13 protein-coding genes are annotated in these 20,235 nt (G+C 37.2%); 1 reads left to right on the top strand and 12 read right to left on the bottom strand.

What is annotated here, in order from left to right; all coding sequences use genetic code 11:
* Positions 1-895 precede the first annotated feature (895 nt).
* From DET49_RS03020 to rhuM, 3 genes are all read right to left on the bottom strand, one after another.
* On the bottom strand, positions 896-1,255 hold the full coding sequence (locus DET49_RS03020; RefSeq protein WP_133546678.1) for a type II toxin-antitoxin system HigA family antitoxin: 360 nt from the start codon (positions 1,253-1,255) through the stop codon (positions 896-898).
* Position 1,256: 1 nt separating this feature from the next.
* Complete coding sequence (locus tag DET49_RS03025) at positions 1,257-1,547, bottom strand: type II toxin-antitoxin system HigB family toxin (RefSeq protein ID WP_133546679.1); 291 nt, start codon at positions 1,545-1,547, stop codon at positions 1,257-1,259.
* 174 nt (positions 1,548-1,721) lie between these two features.
* Complete coding sequence (rhuM, locus tag DET49_RS18640) at positions 1,722-1,934, bottom strand: RhuM family protein (protein ID WP_317130296.1); 213 nt, start codon at positions 1,932-1,934, stop codon at positions 1,722-1,724.
* 625 nt (positions 1,935-2,559) lie between these two features.
* Between rhuM and DET49_RS03035 the strand changes: the two genes are divergently transcribed.
* On the top strand, positions 2,560-3,684 hold the full coding sequence (locus DET49_RS03035) for a Fic family protein (protein ID WP_133546680.1): 1,125 nt from the start codon (positions 2,560-2,562) through the stop codon (positions 3,682-3,684).
* A 476-nt stretch (positions 3,685-4,160) separates the two neighbouring features.
* Here the strand turns inward: DET49_RS03035 and DET49_RS03040 are convergent, their stop codons facing one another.
* The 9 genes from DET49_RS03040 to DET49_RS03080 all read right to left on the bottom strand — a co-directional run bounded on the left by DET49_RS03040 (position 4,161) and on the right by DET49_RS03080 (position 20,034).
* Positions 4,161-4,859 carry a gluconate 2-dehydrogenase subunit 3 family protein gene (locus DET49_RS03040; protein WP_133546681.1) on the bottom strand — a complete coding sequence of 233 codons (699 nt, stop codon included), beginning with the start codon at positions 4,857-4,859 and terminating at the stop codon, positions 4,161-4,163.
* 11 nt (positions 4,860-4,870) lie between these two features.
* Positions 4,871-6,598, bottom strand: coding sequence for a GMC family oxidoreductase (locus tag DET49_RS03045; RefSeq protein WP_133546682.1), 1,728 nt, complete (start codon positions 6,596-6,598; stop codon positions 4,871-4,873).
* A 618-nt stretch (positions 6,599-7,216) separates the two neighbouring features.
* Positions 7,217-8,791 carry a RagB/SusD family nutrient uptake outer membrane protein gene (locus DET49_RS03050; RefSeq protein ID WP_133546683.1) on the bottom strand — a complete coding sequence of 525 codons (1,575 nt, stop codon included), beginning with the start codon at positions 8,789-8,791 and terminating at the stop codon, positions 7,217-7,219.
* A gap of 17 nt (positions 8,792-8,808) precedes the next feature.
* Positions 8,809-11,931: a SusC/RagA family TonB-linked outer membrane protein gene (locus tag DET49_RS03055; RefSeq protein WP_208109605.1), complete on the bottom strand. Its 3,123-nt coding sequence runs from the start codon at positions 11,929-11,931 to the stop codon at positions 8,809-8,811.
* A 465-nt stretch (positions 11,932-12,396) separates the two neighbouring features.
* On the bottom strand, positions 12,397-13,548 hold the full coding sequence (locus DET49_RS03060) for an MFS transporter (RefSeq protein WP_133546684.1): 1,152 nt from the start codon (positions 13,546-13,548) through the stop codon (positions 12,397-12,399).
* Positions 13,548-14,456 (bottom strand): ROK family protein, encoded by a 909-nt coding sequence (locus DET49_RS03065; protein WP_133546685.1) that lies wholly within the window; start codon positions 14,454-14,456, stop codon positions 13,548-13,550. Before DET49_RS03065 ends, DET49_RS03060 begins: the two co-directional genes overlap by 1 nt.
* Positions 14,457-14,656: 200 nt before the next feature.
* A complete protein-coding gene (locus DET49_RS03070) occupies positions 14,657-16,423 on the bottom strand; it encodes a class I mannose-6-phosphate isomerase (protein WP_133546686.1) in 1,767 nt (588 codons plus the stop codon).
* Between the two features lie 258 nt (positions 16,424-16,681).
* Positions 16,682-19,051 carry a GH92 family glycosyl hydrolase gene (locus tag DET49_RS03075; RefSeq protein ID WP_133546687.1) on the bottom strand — a complete coding sequence of 790 codons (2,370 nt, stop codon included), beginning with the start codon at positions 19,049-19,051 and terminating at the stop codon, positions 16,682-16,684.
* A gap of 254 nt (positions 19,052-19,305) precedes the next feature.
* The gene (locus DET49_RS03080) at positions 19,306-20,034 is read right to left on the bottom strand and encodes a GntR family transcriptional regulator (RefSeq protein WP_133546688.1); all 729 of its coding nucleotides are present in this window, start codon (positions 20,032-20,034) and stop codon (positions 19,306-19,308) included.
* Between the last annotated feature and the right edge of the window lie 201 nt (positions 20,035-20,235).

Below are 20,235 nucleotides of genomic sequence, written 5' to 3' on the forward strand. Positions count from 1 at the left end.
AATTCCAGAGGGTACATTCAGGATCAAAAAAAGCTTAATTCCCCCTCCTATTCGAAAAGCGATGCTTAGAAATAATACCATAGAAGGATTCTGATGTTAAGATGTAAACTGATGTCTCGTTTAAATAAAATATCAATGTATTCCTAAAGCCCCCCTTTATCCAAATAACAGTATACAGCAAATAAAAAGGCGCAAGACAAGGCATATAAACAGTTTCTCTATATTTGTATTAGGGTTCTCTCCGTCAACTTCATTCACCTATTATGAATCATAAGTACTGCTACTTTTCTTATAAGCCCATCTTCTCTTAATATTTCATCAACTTCCGGTACGCGATTGAACCATTCTTTTTTGAACCTATTCGACTTTTATTCTAAAGGAGAAGTTAATTTAAGGATGAAAAGAGTTTTCTTATACTAAAATTTGGCAAAACATATGTTAATAAACTTAATCTCGGCTATTTAGCCTGACGATAGATCTCATGCCGTTAAATACAATATTTGAATCTTTAAATGTTAAATAAAAAGTAGGATTCGAGAAGTTTATCATAAAAATCATATCATGGGTGATCTAACTTATATCTTTTTGAACCTATGATCAGTTTTAAAGATGAAAAACTGGCTTAAGTTTTTTTATAATAAGGAGTAAAAAATCATCCTGGAATCATTCCTATGGAATTTGCTAATTTTATCAGAAGCAATACCAATTGAACCTAGGCGACACCTTAGTGAATGATCCTTAAAATTAAACCTCCTCAGTGAGCAAGTTATAACTGGAAATTTGACGATGACGAATTTTCCAATGCAATATCTTATAGTCCTTATTTTACAAGGTTTAAAGGATTTAGGCAGTACAAATGTAGCATAAAGAGAAAGTCGGTTTACGCTTTATTTCATTATACCCCTAAAACAATAGAAGCATCAATTCCCATTTTCAGACTAATTTCCCTGGCAACTTTTAAAGTTGGTTCGCTTTTACCATTTAAATATTCGCTAATTCGTGAAGTGCTTACTCCTAAAAGTTCTGAAAGTCGTTTCTGGTTTAAGCCCATTTCAGCCATACGCAATTTTATTACTTCAGCGAGATTAGGTTTTGTTATAGGATAAAATCGTTCTTCATAATCGGTTACTAAATCAGACAACAAGTTTAATTCTATATAGTCATTAGCTTCAGTATTTTCTATATTGCCTGGATTTTCCAAAAGTATTTCAATACGATTAAGTATAGCTTTATATTCTTTTTCTGTCTTTATCATATCAAATATTTTTAATGTCTTTTAACTGATCCTTGTTCGTACCGATAAAACGTATGTAAACCTTTTGAGCATTGAAAGAGATTATAGCAACAAGCCGATAATCATTTCCTTTAATATTGAAGACATAACGGTGATTACCTGCATAATCTACGCAATTAAAAGTTCTTTTTATTTCGTTCAGGTTTTTCCACTCATTAGCAGTAACGGTATGATACCAAAAATTTAAAGGAGTTTCAGCATCGGCGTGTTTATCTGAAAAATCCTTAATTCGTTTATAAGTAACAATACGCATTCAGTCTAAAATTTGTTACAAACATATTACTAAATTTTGTATTATGTAATTTTATATTGAAAAACAAAATATTTTTCTATAACCTTTTTGAAGTTTGTTTATATTTTTCCTTCTTTAATCCCATTAACATTTTATCAAAATCAGATTCTATTTTTTGTTTTTTTAAAATTTAAACTATTTTGAGAAGGCTTTATTCTCTTCTTGTTTTTTAGACCTTTTACCCAAAACCTCCAGGACTTTATATTTATTAAACTCGAGGAACTTGTTTTCGCTTAACGCCAATTGTTCCATCGTGAAGGTATTTTCACGTTCAATCAAATCCTCTATATCATCAAAATAAATTGTTACCGTGCGTTCCTGTTGTTTGATTTCTTTTCTTCTAATTATTTTTTTGCAATGGCCGTATCAGAATTTAAGACTCTGCACTCCGCAAAATATAGGTTATTTGTTAGTAAATTCTAAGTTCGCTCGTACTAATAGAACCTACACGCTCCAAAAACGCTCTAAAATAATCTTTGCCAAAAACTGTTTTCCCTTGCTTAAAACGTCATCGTCTTTTACCCTCTGAGGCAATTGTTCGGAATTTCCGAACAATTGAATCGATCCAGGCGTAAAATATAGCTAAAATGGCACACTCATCCAGACTATGCTCAAAACGGGAGATGGAGAGCTGGGAAGCCAGGTCTCTCTCTAAAATATCGCTATACAATGGGTCGTGCTGTAGGTAATGGACATCATTGGAATCCTAATAAGCCTTCATCTACATAAATACCCGTTGCTTTAAAAGTTTTTCTATCGTATGGGTCACTAAGATGGGATTGGATATAAGAACAAAATTAGCCCTCCCCCTTACTATCATAGAATGAAGATAAGCAGCTTGCTCCACAACTTGCATTAGGTTATGTTTATTTTGCAAATTATTCCTTTTACTTGCAATACTATGATCACTGTTGCAATTTTTTGTGTTATTTTGCAATAACCAAATGCATTATTGCAGATTTAAGTAAAAACGATGCGAAATTTTAAATCGGGGACCAAAATCAATCAAGGTTATTATAGAAGTTTTCAACCCTATCCTATCAATAAACAGTGGGAATTTCAAGATATGGAACTTCTTGATCTTCTATCCAAGGCAGATCGCCATTTGGGACGTCTTGATATGTATTCTGAGCATATTCCCGATATCGATCTTTTCATCAGTATGCATGTAGTTAAAGAAGCTACACAAAGTAGCCGCATAGAAGGTACTCAAACCAATATAGAAGAAGCACTACTCGAAAAACAAAATGTAAATCCAGAGAAAAAAGATGATTGGGAGGAGGTGCAGAATTATATCGCTGCAATGAATCAGGCTATAGCAATGCTTGAGGATATTCCATTTTCATCTCGTTTAATAAAAGAAACGCATAAAGTATTACTTCCGGGTGTAAGAGGAGATCATAAAATGCCGGGAGTTTTTCGCACCAGCCAGAATTGGATAGGAGGAGCTTCGATAAGCGACGCAGTTTTTGTGCCACCTACACATAATTCTATAGCAGAACTTATGAGCGATCTGGAACATTTTGCACACAATGATTCTATATATTTTCCAGATTTACTTAAAATAGCATTAATTCATTATCAGTTTGAAACGATACACCCGTTTTTAGATGGTAATGGAAGAGTAGGTCGCTTATTAATCACCTTGTACCTGGTTGATAAAGAAATACTCAAACGTCCTATTCTCTACCTTTCTGATTTTTTTGAAAGAAATAAAGCACTTTACTACGATAATTTAACCAGAGTGCGCACACATAATGACCTTAAACAGTGGTTTAAGTTTTTTCTAGTAGGAATTATTGAGACAGCTAAAATTGGGGTAAGCACCTTTGATGCAATCCTAAAACTTAAAAAAGAGACTGAACTCAAAATACAGACCTTAGGCTCCAAGGCAAATAATGCCCAGAAGGTAATTAATTATCTATTTAAACGCCCAATGATTGATGTTACACAAATCATGAAAGTTACAGATGTATCAAAACGAACGGCCTATAATTTGCTTTCAGATTTAGAGCGCCTGGAAATACTAAAAGAGATTACTGGAGGAAAACGTGACAAATTATATGTATTTGATGATTACCTTAAATTATTTAAATGATATCTGATAAATAAATTATCTAGAGAGACCTTACTACAATGACTTAAGGTTGATCTGATGTTTCAGCATCATTGCAAATGAGTAATTTTCAATTATATAAAGAATTGACTGATACTTATGTAAGGATCCCATTTCTCCCATAACTAACCTTGCGCATGGAACCTGTGCTGTTTTTATAGTGTACGGGAAATTAAACCTAAAGTAAAAACAACATAGGGCGCAATTACTTATTCGATTTTTTTAACCAGTAAGAGATAGGCTTATTAAACACCGCTATAAAAAAAATAATCAATAAAAGAAATCTAAGTTCGATTTCATTTGCAAATACAAAATTCCAATTTTTATTAGATAAGCTGGAAGGTATGTTAATGATGTAAATTCCTTTAATGAAGATTTTTCACCACGATAGAAAACTGTATAATTAGCAATCGATTTTCCATTAATTCCAATGAATTTTCCGTGTAAAATACCCGTTTTTAAACCTCATAATTATCCCAGTTCATGACTTCGTTTCTATTGGCAGGCTTCATGGCTGCTTTTAATAAGTCCTCGTCGTACTTCATACCATGCTTTTCGAGAACATCGGCAGGCACCCCATCCCATACATTTGGTGTATTGCCACGATAATCAAGGTATTTAAGGCCCGGTTCGCTGGTAAAATAACCGGTAACCACCAAATCCTTTATTCGGTTAAAAAAAACAGGCCCTGACGAATTTTTTTCAAAATCCTGGGGATAGGCTATTTGATCAACGATTTCCAACTGATTGTCCTTGGATATCTCAACAAAAGGCGCCCCGAAACGTTTGTTACTCTCCCGGTTAATCCACATAAGTCCACCACGCATAGGGATTTGGTGTTCGGGTATATCTTTTACTATAAATTCTATAAAATCCGGTACACCAGCTGCTGTGGCGCAGACCGATTCCTTATCTTCAGGAAGAATTATATCTGCCAGGCTTGCAATTGTGGCCATTTCTTCTTCGGAAAAAAACGTTTTAGAAAATAACCGCTCATCACGTGCTTCTTCTGCAGGAGTTCTGCCGTAACCTTCCGTTTCTTCTATGATATCCCCTTCTTCAATAGGTGATTCCTTATCAGTGATACAACTACTCAGAAAAAGGCTGGAAGCCATACCTCCCATAACCAATGTTTTTAATGATTCCCTTCTATCCATAAAAGCTAGTTTTAAATATTACCTTTTTTAAGTTCTTGAGTTAAATAATCAGTCGCGCGCCAGGCCAGTGCTAAAATTGTCCAGGTTGGATTTTTATCAGCCTGGGATACAAACGGCCCTCCATCCATCACAAATAGATTGGGTATGTCGTGGGCCTGGTTAAACCGGTTCACCACAGAGGAATTAGGATTATCTCCCATCCTGGTGGTCCCCACTTCATGAATAATTTTCCCTGGGTTTTCGAGTCCGTAATTGGTTTCCTTTCCTGGTTTATCTCCTATTGGCACAGCGCCCATATTATGAATCACTTCTTCGAAGGTGTCCTGCATATGTTTGGCCTGTTTTACCTCCTCATCTGACCAGCTATAGTTAAATCTTAATACGGGAATTCCGTATTTATCGAACGTACTGGGATCAATCTCACAATAATTTTCCTTTCGAGGAATACTTTCTCCCCGGCCGGCCATGCCAAAGGTGGCGCCATAAAACTTTTTTACGTCTTTTTTAAGCCCTGTACCATAGGCATTTCGAGACGTATCACCAGCAAGCTCTTTTAATGCCTGGGTATTAAACCCAAATCCATAAGAAGGCATACTCATCCCTCCCCAGTATTCAATATGATAACCACGGGTGAATCCCAAGTGTTTACTATCGTTTAGCCACCACGGGGTATACATGTGCATCCCACCGACTCCGTCTTCATTATAGCGCTTCCTGTCTACCAGTTCCGGAATAAAGCCTCCCCGAGAGGAACCGGTACTGTCATGCAGGTATTTTCCTACTACCCCACTTGAATTTGCCAAACCATTAGGGTGCTGAGCAGATTTTGAATTAAGTAATATCCTGGCTGAACTACAGGCACTTGCTGCAAGAATGACCACTTTTGCTTTGATCTCGTAATCTCTTAGATCGTCTTTATCTATATAGGAAACCCCGGTCACTTCTCCTTCTCCATTGGTTAAGACCTCTCTTACCATGGCGTTTACATAAAGATCTACATTCCCGGTCTCTACTGCTGGTTTGACCAGTACGGAGGAGGAGGAAAAATCGGCATAGGCCATACAGGATCTAGAGCACTGATTACAAAAAAAGCAGGCACCTCTTTTTTTATTAATAGGCCTGGTAAGAATTGACAACCGAGATGGGATCATAGGAACCCCGGCTTTATTGGCTCCCTTTTTTATGTACAATTCGTGAAGCCTGGGTTTGGGAGGTGGCAGAAAGAAACCATCTGGTTCATTGGGTAGGTTTTCTTTGGTGCCAAACACTCCAATTAATTTATCTACTTTATCATAATATGGTTTTACGTCCTCATATCCTATGGGCCAGTTATCCCCTTTCCCGTCAAAATCTTTTCGTTTGAAATCGAGTGGGCCAAATCGAAGGGAAATACGGCCCCAGTGGTTCGTTCTCCCACCCAGCATTCTGGAACGAAACCAGGCAAATTTCGTGTTTTCATGTTGAGTATAGGGTTCGCCTTCCAATTCCCAGCCCCCATAGGCCATATCGAAATCACCGAAAGGTCGCGTTGTTCCCGCGCCTCTACGAGGAGATTCCCAAGGCCATCGAAGTTGCGTGCGCTGTTCTTCATTTGCAGGGTCAAAATCAGGCCCCGCCTCGAGCAAAGCTACTTTAAAACCTTGTTCGGCCAGTAATTTCGCCGCCATCCCTCCACCGGCGCCGGAGCCCACGATACATACATCGTATTTTGTTGATTGCTTCTTTATTTGAAATGACATGCTAACTTTTTATTATTTTTTTATTTTTTTATGTTCGGGAGTAAAATTTCCAATTTACTGGAAAGCAACCGCATACGCATCAAGCATCGCATTTGAAAAACTTTTTGGTATTCTTTGGTTCTTTACCTTTTTAATTTTATTGGCACAGAATTTCTATTATCTAAGTGGCAGTACTATAAAACCTCTCTTTAATTTTTTTGTCTTTAAAAAAGGTTTTAGAAATTATGGGATAGCTATATTCCCCTTGGTTATTTCAAAACCTCTACAAGGCTTAACTCGGTATTTGCTTCTTAAAGCTACTTATAAAAATATTGAGTGCCATCTGAGACAAAAATCAATTCCAGGATTTCCTGGACAATATTAAAATCAATAATTATACTATTTCGAAGTGAAGCAATAAAAAATGGAGGCAGAATTAAAGGATTATTCAACCGTAAATAGATTTTTAATCCGCCCCCACTTTTCCCAAACTAAACTTAACACACTTACTAAACTATCTTCCTTATAATATTCAATTCATAAAATTCTAAACACTTTTCGACCCAAATACTTTTCTAGAATCATTCCCACTTAAAAAGCGGAAACGTATTTATCATTTCCGCTTTTGGGGATTTTAGATTAATATCCAGGGTTCTGTGTGAGTAGGGAATTCCTTTGCATTTCTAATTCTGGAATTGGTAAAAGCAGATCTGACTCTTCAATAGTAGCTTCAAAATTATTTGACGCTCCTATTACATCCACAAAATTGATCTCTCCATCGCTTGAAACTGGAAATTTTCCTGTTCTGATAATATCAAACCAGATGGTAAATTCGAAAACTAATTCCCTTACACGTTCCTTCAGAACTTCTTCTGTAAAATCTTCCACCGATAGGGCGGAAAGCGATGTTCTGATCTGCTCAGGATCCATTTTCCAATAAGCTCTTTCTCTTACTTTTGCAAGATATTCCACAGCCTGAGAATTCACTCCTTCTGATTTAGCAATAGCTTCAGCTGCCATTAATAATACATTGGAATAAGTATATATTTGTGTAGCGTTATCAGAAAGGGCAGTTTCATAAAGCGCTTCCTCATCTTTCCACATATGGGGCGAAGTATCGAACTCAATCTCTTCCCCATTGGGTAGAACATCGGTGGAATGGAAATACTGTTTTTCCTGAATTCTCAAATCCTGTTCAACATCGTAAGCATTTAAAAGATCTGCAGTAGGACCATAAGCATTATTGGTTATGGCATAGGCTACTTCGGGTGAAATGGATACCGGATAACTCCATGCGGGATACGTACTATTGGCAATGCCAATTTGGTATTCATAGTAATAAATGAATTCATTTGCTGGAAGTCTGGCTTCCCTTATTTGATTATATGCAGATCCGTTTTCTGCTAATTCTCCATCCGTATAGTTGTGTTGAGTTAGGCTATATACACCGGAATTTATTACTTCTTTGGCTACTGCTGCAGCTTCAGCATAAAAATCTCCGTCCCCGGCTCTCCCGCTTCTGGTTAAATAAACATCAGTTAAAATCGTCTGTGCCACTTCTTTAGTGATCCTACCATTATTCCCCGGCATATTACCACTATTCAAACCTCCGTTATTAATAGCAAGGTTCAAATCCTCAACAATCAGGTTATATACGGCACCAGTACTACTTCTTTCCTTCTCCAGATCGCCTATACTTTCATAGGGTGTTGTAATTAAGGGTACACCGCCGAATAACCGAACTAAATAAAAATAGTTCAGTGCCCGGAAAAAATGAGCTTCTGCAATATACTGAAGTCGTTCCTGCTCGGCTAGTCCTTCGATTTGCGGTATATACTTAATCGCAGTATTTGCTCTGGAAATTCCCAAATACATATCGGACCACATCCCATTGAAATATGAAGAAAGATTGTCTGGTGTATAGTCTAAATTTTGAGCATAGCCTACGTGAACTTCCTGGCCTTTATAATCATTATCCACATACCCCGATATCCAAGGGCCAAACATAATTCTTGCGCCCGCATAAATATCTCCAGGATATAATTCCATCGCTCCTGTTCTGTATAAAGCATTTACCGCATCCCTGGCATGCTCTGGTTCGGTAAAATATTGATCCAAAGCGATTTCATCTACTGGCTCCTCTTCTAAAAAGTCTTCGCATCCGCTAACGAAAAGCCCAGTAATAATTAAGAAAATTAAATTATAGTTTTTCATTTTTTACAATTTTTTATTTAAAACTTCACGTTAAATCCTAATGTAAAGGTTCTAGGGCGTGGATACTGGAAGAAAAATATATTTTGTCCCCATTGGTTTCCTTCCCAGGAAGAAGCTTCCGGATCATAACCTTTGAAATCATCCGAATGTATGACAAACGCATTTTGCACATTTGTATACACTCTTAAAGACTTTATTCCCCATCTCTCAAGCATATAAGGATCGAAATTATAGCCCAGTGCAATAAGATTACCTCTTATAAAAGAACCATCAGCAACCCAATGGCTATCTACCTCACTGTTTTGTCCAGAATAAGGTCCGTTTCTTATCTGTTGAATCATTGTATTCTGGTTCTCAGGAGTCCAGGATTCATAAAGTTGACTGGCCAGACCATTGGCTAAACCAGTACGATCTTCTGCCGAGTGAAACATTTGTTGCAAAATATCTACTCCGGCAACAAAGTTCACGTCCACAGTGAGATCGAAATTCTTGTATCGAAAATTATTAATAAATCCTCCAGCCCAGTCCGGAATACCGTTTCCGATTATTTTTCTATTCTCACTACGCTTTGCCTCACCAGGTACTGCTCCAACCTCTGCGGCCTCTGCGGCCTCATCAGTTCCCCAGGTCCCCAGTCTTTCATAACCCCAAAAACTACTTAAGGATTCTCCAACTCTTAAAATGGTTTGGCTACCTGAAACCCAATAAGGGCCGGGAAAAATATCTTCGTCATTTAGGCCCAGGCTTTCTATCTCATTTTTGTTATAACTAAAATTCAAATTACTATCCCAACTAAAATCTTCAGTGGTTACAGGATAGGTTTGCAGAAGAACCTCAAAACCTCTATTCGATACGGAGCCAATATTATCTCTTACTGCTGAAAATCCAGTAGATGCAGGAATAGGGCGATCCAATAACAGATCTTCAGTTAGCTTATAGTAATAATCTAAATTAACCACTAACCCACGATCAAACATTTCAAAATCAAGACCCACATCAAATTGCTTGGTTTTCTCCCATTCTAAATCTGGATTAGGAAGCCTGTTTACATAACTTATTGGGGCTCTTGAACCATTGATTAGCGTGGTACCAGTAGAAAGGGTTCCCAACGACTGGTAGGTTGGTATTTCTGTATTTCCTGTGATCCCATAACTCGCTCTAAGTTTCAGTAAATCAAAAGTATCCTCTAAATTTTGCATAAAAGGTTCTTTCGATAGTACGTAACCTACCCCAACGGATGGGAAAAAACCATATTTATTATTGGCTCCAAATCTTGATGAGCCGTCCATTCTACCTGTCAGTGTCAAAAGGTATTTTTGAAGATAATTGTAACTTCCTCTAAAAAAGTAGGAGTTCATGCTCCACTCATCATAACCCGAGTTTGGTGCCCCAGGTTCACTTGCGGCTTGAATTCTATTATACCCGAAAGTATCATCAGAAAATCCAGTTGCACTAACATCAAAATATTCGGAAGTTCTTTTTTGCCAACTCAAACCGGCTACCGCATTAATGCGATGATCCCCAATCTCAGTATTATAGGTCAGGTAATTTTCTTGCTGCCAGTATAAACTCTCAATATTGGATAAAGAAGCAAAACCGTTGGGCGACGAAATATTTACCAGATCGGTAGGACTGTAATTTTCCTCATTAATAATATTCCTATCAAATCCAAATTGAGTTCTTAGGTCCAGGTTAGGAAGGATATGAAATTCAGTAAATAAGTTCCCGAAAATTTTAGTTCGTTCCCGAATACGCTCTTGTGTGGTTAACACATGAACCGGGTTAGCCATTGTTTCTAAACCATAAGGATCACTAACCATACCTGTATTACTCCAGGTTCCATCAGGAAATTTTACTGGAAAAATCGGAGGCATCTCAATCATAGTTCTTCTGGGAACATTTCCCCCGCCTCCTTCTTCAGTTTCATTTTCGCTTACACTGTGGACTAGTAAATTAAGTCCTACAGAAAGCCATTCCTTTGGATCAGCATCATAAGCTACCCTACCGCTAATCCTTTCCAAATAACTATTAAGCATAATACCTTCCATATCCGCATAATTAAGGAATGCACCGAATGATGATTTCTCAGCTTTAGATCTAAAGGAAACTTGATGATTATGAGATATCGCGGTTCTAGTTGCTTCTTCTTGCCAGTCTGTATCATACAAAGGATCTCCATTCTCATCAAAAAGTCTAGGATCATCAGTAGAGAAGGCAGGAATATCTGAATTTGAGTATTGAGGATGATTTTCAAATCCACGTTCCAGGACTTCCATAAACTCCGCGGAATTTAATACATCTATTTTCTCTGGGAGCACCCCTACACTAACAAATCCTTCATATCCAATAGTTGTCCCCATTGATTTGGCTCCCCTTGCGGTACTAATGAGAACTACACCATTTGCACCTCTAGCTCCATAAATTGCTGTTGAAGAGGCATCTTTAAGCACTTCCATGCTCGTAATATTATTAGGGTTCAAATATTGAATACTTTCCATAACCACTCCATCAACAACATAGAGGGGGTCTGAAGAACTGTTTATTGTTCCTATCCCCCTTATCAATACCCGGGGACTTGAGGAAGGAGCTCCTGAATTAAGAGAAACTTTAACCCCGGCAACTTGACCTTGCAAGCCTTGCAAAGGATTGGTAACAGGACCTCGAGTAAGCTCCTCTCCATCAACTATACTTATAGCACCAGTAAGATCTGATTTCTGCTGGGTTCCGTAGCCAACAAGAACAACTTCCTCCAGAGATTCTGAACTCTGTTCCATAACTACATTTACTGTTTGGTCCTCTCCAATTTGCTTTTCCACTGTCTCCATACCTACGTAGGAAAATACGAGAACCGCATCTGCTGAACTTACATTTAGAGAGAAATTTCCGTCAAAATCGGTTTGCACACCATTATTGGTACCTTTTTCTCTTACAGTAACTCCTGGTAGAGGGATGTTGTTTACATCTGTCACCGTACCTGTTATTTCAGTCTGCTCTACTATATTCGCAGTTGTAGCATTTCCTGTTTGGAAACCAAGGACAATAAAAAAAACCATCAAGAAATCTTTTAACTTTTTTTGATGGTAACCGAAGGGGCTGGACCACCTCCGCGTAGCTGATTTAAATAATAATAGTTTTTTCATTTAGTTAATTTTTTGTTAGTATTAACAGAGAACTAAACTACTATATCGTTTTAGTTTTAAAAAATTATTTAAGGATAAAATTTATTTTTAATTATCAATAAGGCATTTTTTTGGATATAAAACTGCCAATAAACCATTTTAAAATACTGAAAATTACATAGTTCCCATTATTAAAAGAATTCCATCATGGTTGCCTCAAAAAGTTATGACATGTTTAGGCAGGATGCTTAAAAAAAGATTTTTAAGGGTTGATTTCAGAAATTTGAAAAAGCTGGTTAAGCTATTAAACAATAATGATATCAGGAATGTGGCTTTGGATAAGTCACCCATAGCGTACGTGGACTGGTACAATTATGATATTTCCTTTTGGTCGACAGAATGCAGTGGCGGTTTTCCTGTCATCAATAAAATTTAAGAAAAAACCTTCCTGAACCATTCCACTTAAAAATGGTTTGGAATAAAAACTTAATTCCGGTTTTTTAGGATGAAATAAGTAAAAAAAACATAGATGCTACAGATGATCAATAAACTAAAACTTAAGGCTATTCCACCTGCTTTATTTAATAATCCCATTATAGGAGGTATAACTGCTCCACCAACCACGGCCATGATCATCAAACCTGAAATCTCGTTGGCCCTGTTTGGCAGTTTATTAATTGTTAGGGAAAAAATTAATGGAAATAGGTTTCCTGAACTCAAGCCAACCAGAAAAATGCAGCTGTTAGCTATGAAACTAGTGGGAGAAATGATTAATAAAATAAGAAAAAATACTGTTAATAGGGCTGACCAGAATAGAAATCGATAATTATTAAGTCTGGCTAATAATATTGCTCCAAATAAACGGCTTATCATCAAGGCAGTAAAATATATACTTATTCCCAGAGATGCATCCTCTAAGGAGATATCGTAGCGCTGGACCAACAAATTCTGGATATTAGTATTCATCCCCACATCTAATCCTACGATTAAAAATATAGCCAGCACCATACTTGCTACAAAGGGATTTTTAAGCAAACTTAAGGACGATTTGAAAGAAGCCCTAATTGTGGAATTATTTTCCTCTATAGGGGTGACTGCCAACCATAATCCCGTTAATAAGGAGGTTAGTCCATAAATAACAAATACCAGTTTCCAATTCCCAAAACCAGTTACTAAATAGGTTACAATGATTGGCCCCAGTAAAGAACTTATCGCTTTGATAAACTGAGATAGACTCATAAAACTGGAGAATTTTTCTTTTCCGACCACATCCTGCAGTAAAGGGTTAGAAGCTACCTGGATAATGGTATTACCAATTCCAAGAAAGACAAAACATCCCAAAAGTGATAAGTAGGTATAAACTATAAAGGGAATAAACATCCCCACTGCAGTAAAGCCTATACCCACCAGAAGTATTTTTCGTTTACCATAATTGTTCTGCAAAATTGCTACCGGTATAGAGAGTATAAAGAACCAGATGAAAACCATCGATGGAATTAGTTGCGCCATTTCAGGAGAAAGATTAAAATCCCGTTGTGCATAACCGGTACTTACCCCTACGATATCAACAAAGCCCATGACAATATAGGAAAGCAATACGGGAAGAAGGTAGTTTAATCTTAGTCGGTTTCTTTGCATTACATTAATTTTAAGGTGGATTTAATTGTGGCGTAGTACAAATTGTCCGCTAATAAAGCACTACCCGTTATGGCTGCCTTCTCTCCTAAATCGGAAACTTTCACCTTCATCTGGGGAAGTTGTTTGATCAATTCATCTCCGAAATAAGGAAAAGCCTTGGTAATATTCCCTCCTAACACCAGAATTTCTGCATCAAAATCAGCCAGATATGATTTGAGAAAATCTCCTAATTCTTCCCCGAAAATTGTCATAGTTTTTTTAGCAGCCTGATCTTCTTCTACTAATTCACAGATCGCCCGGACATCCTTAACATTTTTACCACTTAAGGATTTATACCTGTTTAAAATGCCCCGCGAAGAAAAAACGTCATCGGCCATTTCATTTTTATAATACTGATTGTATAGAAAGCCTCCATCGGGCACCCTTTTATCCTTAATTATCGGTTTTCCATCTATAAGAAAACTGGCACCCAATCCCGTACCTAAGGTTACTGCCACAACCCTACTATATGATTTAGCTCCTCCTACCCTGGCCTCTGCAATTGAAAAAGCAGTTGCATCATTGATAAAACGAATATTGGCTGGGGCAAAACCGAGTCTTTCGGCTAATTCCAAACGAATATTAACCCGGTAGAGTGAACTTAATTTATCTACATTTTTTATAAAGCTAATTCCGTTATAGTAATCAAATGGACCAGGCATGGCTATTCCGATCCCAGTAACTTCCACATCCATGGTATTGCGACAGTCCTCAAGGGCATTAATCCAGCCATTGATGATCTCATTTTTGGTCCCGTGAGAATCAATTTTTCGGTATACAAAGCTTTCCTTATGAATTTTATTTTGAATGTGGTTATAAATACTTGCTGTAATATGACTGCCACCAATGTCCACTCCTATGCTGTACATTATCCTTTAAATTTTTTTTGAATTCATTTCTTAAACCGGAAGAAACCTTTCATCGTTTTCTAGCGTTCTCGCTTATAAAGCTTTGCAAATTGCCTAATGCTCAGGACCTTTAATTATTATCGAAAACAAGGTTCATTTACCACCTGGAATAATAGTCCGAATGTTAGAACTATGAAATTATCCAGGTGGTATTCAGGAATTTATTTTATAAAGGCCTTAACCAGTTTAACCGGCATATCATCTATATTTTCAATGGTAAAACTCTTTACACTTGCCGGTATAACGAAAGTCTCTGCATAGTGGAAAACCGATGAAACCCCTGAAATTTTCACTTTAACCTTACCGCCTTCAACCAAACTAAAAATTTGCATCCGGTTATTTGATTTTATAGAGACCTCTTTTTTAATAGTATACCGATGAATATCATAGAGATGTTCCTTATGAGTAGGTAAATGTTCCAACTCCCAGTCATTATTTGCTTCAATAAGCCTTGGAGAAGAGATCAATTCATCCTTGACTGTGTTACCAGATCGGTCAAAATTTAAATTTTGCATCCCCCTTTCTATATTAATGGGCCGGGGTTTTCCATCCAGGTCTAACCTCAACCAATCATACATTTTAAAGGTATAAATGTAGGGCGTGGAACTAATTTCAAGGACAAGGTTGTTTTTTCCAGACCCATGAATAGTTCCGGGCGGAATTAAATAGAGCTCATGTTTATTGGCTTCAAACGTCTGAATATAATCGCTGATTTCCAATTCCTTATTATTCTCCAGACTGTATTGGAGTGCTGTTTTAAAGGAAGCAGGTGTTACGCCCTGTTGAAAGCCTAAATAAACCTTAGCATTTTCCTTTTTATCAAGAATATAATAGGTCTCCTCCTGGGTGATGTTTTCACCAAAATTTTTCTTTATATAATCCTTTTGGGGATGACATTGGATTGATAGATTGCCTCCATCAAAAGTATCCAGGAAATCGAATCGTATAGGGAACTCATATTTATAGGTGTCAAAATCACTACCTAAAATCTCCCTACCAGCATGGTACATTAAAAAGTCAAATGAAAATTCCAGCAAAAGGGCGGAGCTTTCAAAAAGGACTCCGTTTTCCGGTACAATTAATTCAAAGGACCAGGCATAATTCACCACATCTTCCGACAGCCCCTTTATATGTTCTTTAATCCAGTGTCCTCCCCATGCGCCCGGTTCAAACCAGGGTCTGACCCGGATGGGACTTTGAACATAATCCTTAATTGCCTTGCGCCAGTGATCTCCCTTTAACCAGGTGATTTCTGATGTTCTTTGGCCATCAACGAGAAAATCAATATTATCCTTAATTGAGTTTTTATGTCTGTTCAGTACAGGCCAGTCAATAAAATAAAACCTTTTGTACATCTCCTTGGCAGGAAATGATTTTGAGGCACCAAGATTTGAAATTGATTCGGCGCGGCTGCGGAACTGGATTTCATTTTTACTGACTTCCATAAAAACACTTGGTCCTTTAACCGGTACTAATTCCGCTCCGATTCCATAAAAAATAATGGGAGCTTTTCTTTCTATTTTACTTAAAGCAGCTAATTTTTTAGGATCGAAGAAGTCGATGAGCTCCAGATCTGAAACTCTTCCGAATATAGGATCATTCCCACCAAGGTAGGGTTCTATCATTTGCTCAATATCCTTTTCACTTTTCATAGCATCTTCCACATTTATCCAATGTGGATAAAGGTCGATTTCGTGAAAGGCCTGAGTAAGTTCCTTCCTTACTGACTCAAAAATAATTCCCACATATCCGTCAATTTTAATCACTGAGCTCTGGGAAAGGCCATTAGCAAGGGATTGATAACCCCGGGATATCAAATCAGGGCCTATATCAAAGGAAGGATAAATATTATATTGGTTAGCAATACTTTTTCTTTCTACCGGCAATTCCAATTGTCCGGTTTTTCTAATTTCTCTTGTTTCAGTCATTTTTTCTTATTGATTTTCAAAAATAGCAGCTCTTCCATAGGCTTCGATTAAGGCTCCCTGATGCAGTAGCCAGTAATATCTTCCCTTATCATTTCCTGACCAGTCTTCGTAAAAAAGGATAAAAATTAACTTCGAAAATTTTATTTTTCCTACCTAGAATATTAAGTTCGTATGTTTATACATATATAAACTGAGCAAAATTTTACACACTCAGCTATTTGCTCTATGGAATTGATTCCACTGGTTAATAAATAATTATCATTCCAATTCCGTAAACAAATTCTTATTAGGAGTGTCTCCTAGGGTCATTTCTAAAACGGCTCCCTCTTTTAAGGTGGAGAAATTAATCTCTCGTTCTCTATAAGGTTCTCCATTTAGGGACATTGACTGCAGGTAATAATTTCCTGGTTTATTGTTTTCTGTGCTTATGATAATTGTATTACCATATCCATTTTCAATCTCTATTTTATCGTAAAGGGGACTTCCTATTTGAAAAGATGGGTTTATCTCGGTTAAGCCTTTCACATCAAATAAACCCATGGAAGACATGACATACCAGGCTCCTAATTGCCCCTGGTCTTCATCCTGACCGTAACCGTAACCGTGAATTCCTCCTGTTCCGTAAAAATCATTACATATTTTTCGGACCCACTTTTGTGTAAGCCATGGATGGTCGGTAAAATTAAACAACCAGGAAATATGTAAATTAGGCTGGTTACCTTGATTATAAAGATATTTCAGACCTGCAAAAGCATCTATTTCTTCCCCACCGAACTTGGTTTTTTCCGAAACAGTGAAAATAGAATCCAATCTTTTTACGAATTTATCCTCGCCCATGGTCTGAACAAGCTCCCGGGGGGTATGTGGAACATAAAAGGTATACTGCCAGGCATTTCCTTCCTGAAATCCAACCCAGGGCTCAAAGGGATCAAAATCTTCCAGGAATTCACCTGAGGCAAGTTTCGGTCTGACAAAATCCATCTCCTTATCATAAATATTTCGCCAGTTGTCTGAAAGTTCCATCAGCTGCTTATATTTTTCCTCTTTTCCCAAAGCTTTAGCAAACTGTGCAACGGCATAACTACTATAACTATATTCCAAAGCATGGGAAACCGAAAATGCAGAGCCTTCGGGAGAGGTATCCCAACCGGGAACATAGTCTATATAGCCTTTATTGATAAATTGCCCGAGATCGGTCTTACCTGCTCCTTCATTTCTATTGATATGTTTGACCTCATTTTCATAGGCCGCCTTAAATGCCAGTTCAACATCATAATCCCTGATCCCTGCCTGGTAAGCCGATGCGATGATCAGGCCAACGAAATTAGTTCCAACACCAGAGACGAATTTTGAGTTAGCCAGTCCATCTCCTAACCACCCGGAATTTTGATATACCCTTAAATGGGTCTGAACAAAATCATTATAATATTCTGGCCAAACCAGGGCCCATAATTGTGTGAGATTCCAATAAGCTCCCCACACAGAGTCCGTGTTATAAAAATTAAATTCAGGTTCCCCATTTTGATCTAATGGAATCTGACCTATGCTGCCATCGTTTTCAGGAAAAGTTCCTCCCACATCACTTGCTAAGCCTCTTCCTAACAAGGCATGATATAAACCCGTATAAAATTTAGTTTTATTAACCTCTGAGCTATCGGTAATTTTTATTTTACTTAATTCTCTAGTCCAGCTTTCTTCTGCTTGCTTCTTTGCCATTTCGAAGCTTAAGTCCTCCCCTTCCTTAGCATAATTTTCCCTCGCGTTTTCTATCGAGGTATAAGAAAATCCTGTTTTAACCTCTATGGATTCCTCCGCAGCTGTGGCATACTTCAAATATAATCCCGCCCCTATTCCTTGAATTGAATCTTTATCAAATTTTTTATCACCAAGGAAGGTGCCTACTGACTGGGGGTCCTTACTTACAGCTCCAGAAAAATACATCCGAATTTCACCCTCAGGCTGGTACTTCTTCACATATTCCGGATAGGTAATAACCCAACCTTCAATAGTATTTGTCTTTTGATTGAACCAAACTGACGCATCTTTAACTTTACCGCTTTCCCCTAGCTGGTTTCCAATGTCGAATATCAAATAAGAATTCTCATGCTCAGGAAAAGTATATTTATGAAAGCCCACTCTTTCCGTGGCAGTAAGCTCTGCCTTTATATCATAATCTATTAATCTGACTTTATAATACCCTGGTCTGGCCACTTCATCTTCCTTTATGAACCTTGACCTATAACCCTGGTCTGGATTCTCTAAAGTCCCTGGAGTGGTTTGTAAATCTCCGTTTATGGCGGTAAAGAGAAACCCTCCAATTTGAAATTCATGAAGATTTGCGAAACCTTCAATACTTTGGTGCCTTTCATCATAGCCCACAGCCTCCCAGCCCTGTTCATTTCCATAACTGCCATTTGTGGAGGGACCTAATTTGGCCATTCCAAATGGAACTGCCGCTGGAGTATAAAAAAACCAGCGACTATGAGCGGTACCAATATTAGGATCTACATAGGATAAAATATTACCCTCAGGCTTGTCATCTGTTGTTTTATCAGTTTTTAAATTATTATCCTCACAACTGGTAAAAGCTAGAAGAAATGAGACAATTAATAAATTAAGCTTATTCATAATTTTCATGGTTATAGAAACAGGCTGGTAAAAAATTTAATTTATCGAAAAACGAATATTTATTTTATAATATAAAACAACATCAATATTAGCATATTTATGTGCATATGTACAAACATATAAAATACAAATGATATTTTCTTAATTTATATCGCATTTTTTTATCTAGTGCTAAACAAATCGACTTAATTTTTGCGAATTACGGGCCGTTTCACCAATAGTTAGAACAATAATACTTTAACAGGTTGAAATAATTATCGAGTGCTTTCTATGGTATAGAGAAAACTATCAGCCTTATAATATCCGATATTATATTCAATGGGACGTTCCCCTTGATCAAAAACGAATCTTCTTCTTAAAAGGACCGGGGAACCCTCGGGTATTTCTAACCTGTTGGCGATAAAGTCATCTGCTGCAGTAGCACTGATTTCTTCCTTGGAAATAGCAGCAATTACAGATTTTTCCTTCTCCAACATTTCATATAATGGACGAGTAAAATCTTCGTCTCCTGTGAGTTCCACCCTGGGATGAAAATAGGAGGTAAAATATACAAAAGGCTCATTTGGTTTCCCTCGCACCCGTTCCATTTTAAGCACCTTCACCCCTTTTTTAATCTCAAAAAATTTAGCCAGATCATCATCAACCGCTACCCAGCTTAAATGAAGTTCAAAGTTTTTGATGGGAATGCCCCGTAATTTCATTTCCTGAGAAAAACTAAGCCAGTTATTGGATTTCGAACTTACCGGTTTAGGTGCTACTTTGGTTCCGGCACGTTTTTTTCTTATTAACAAGCCTTCAAAAACCAGTTTTTTTATTGCCTGCCTCACTGTTGATCTTGAAATTGCCAATTTCTTAGCTAATTCAACTTCACTGGGAAGAATTTTTCCATTTCGATATTCTTCTTCCTGAATCATTTCCCGTAACAAGCCTTCCACCTGGGCATGAAGTGGGACGGGGCTTTTATGATCAATAGATAATTTCATAGGCTAAGGTTGATTAATATACAATACTACCAATTTTCTGCTTAGAGGGGAATTTTTATGTTAAAAAATATAAAGGCATTTAAAAATCTCATTCTTAATCCTTAAAAAAACTCCTGCGCTACTTTTTGATCCAGTTAGAATTAATTTTTTTAAATAGGATAAATGTTCACCCAGGTTTGTTATTTATGAATTTTAATATTT

Source organism: Salegentibacter sp. 24 (assembly GCF_004362395.1).
Lineage (GTDB): Bacteria > Bacteroidota > Bacteroidia > Flavobacteriales > Flavobacteriaceae > Salegentibacter.

What these genes read in the sequence shown, in the direction of transcription:
- DET49_RS03045 (WP_133546682.1), bottom strand. Translation starts at nt 6,598, where the DNA reads ATGTCATTTCAAATAAAGAAGCAATCAACAAAATACGATGTATGTATC.
- DET49_RS03050 (WP_133546683.1), bottom strand. Translation starts at nt 8,791, where the DNA reads ATGAAAAACTATAATTTAATTTTCTTAATTATTACTGGGCTTTTCGTT.
- DET49_RS03040 (WP_133546681.1), bottom strand. Translation starts at nt 4,859, where the DNA reads ATGGATAGAAGGGAATCATTAAAAACATTGGTTATGGGAGGTATGGCT.
- DET49_RS03075 (WP_133546687.1), bottom strand. Translation starts at nt 19,051, where the DNA reads ATGAATAAGCTTAATTTATTAATTGTCTCATTTCTTCTAGCTTTTACC.
- DET49_RS03080 (WP_133546688.1), bottom strand. Translation starts at nt 20,034, where the DNA reads ATGAAATTATCTATTGATCATAAAAGCCCCGTCCCACTTCATGCCCAG.
- DET49_RS03035 (WP_133546680.1), top strand. Translation starts at nt 2,560, where the DNA reads ATGCGAAATTTTAAATCGGGGACCAAAATCAATCAAGGTTATTATAGA.
- DET49_RS03060 (WP_133546684.1), bottom strand. Translation starts at nt 13,548, where the DNA reads ATGCAAAGAAACCGACTAAGATTAAACTACCTTCTTCCCGTATTGCTT.
- DET49_RS03055 (WP_208109605.1), bottom strand. Translation starts at nt 11,931, where the DNA reads ATGAAAAAACTATTATTATTTAAATCAGCTACGCGGAGGTGGTCCAGC.
- DET49_RS03070 (WP_133546686.1), bottom strand. Translation starts at nt 16,423, where the DNA reads ATGACTGAAACAAGAGAAATTAGAAAAACCGGACAATTGGAATTGCCG.
- DET49_RS03020 (WP_133546678.1), bottom strand. Translation starts at nt 1,255, where the DNA reads ATGATAAAGACAGAAAAAGAATATAAAGCTATACTTAATCGTATTGAA.
- DET49_RS03025 (WP_133546679.1), bottom strand. Translation starts at nt 1,547, where the DNA reads ATGCGTATTGTTACTTATAAACGAATTAAGGATTTTTCAGATAAACAC.
- DET49_RS03065 (WP_133546685.1), bottom strand. Translation starts at nt 14,456, where the DNA reads ATGTACAGCATAGGAGTGGACATTGGTGGCAGTCATATTACAGCAAGT.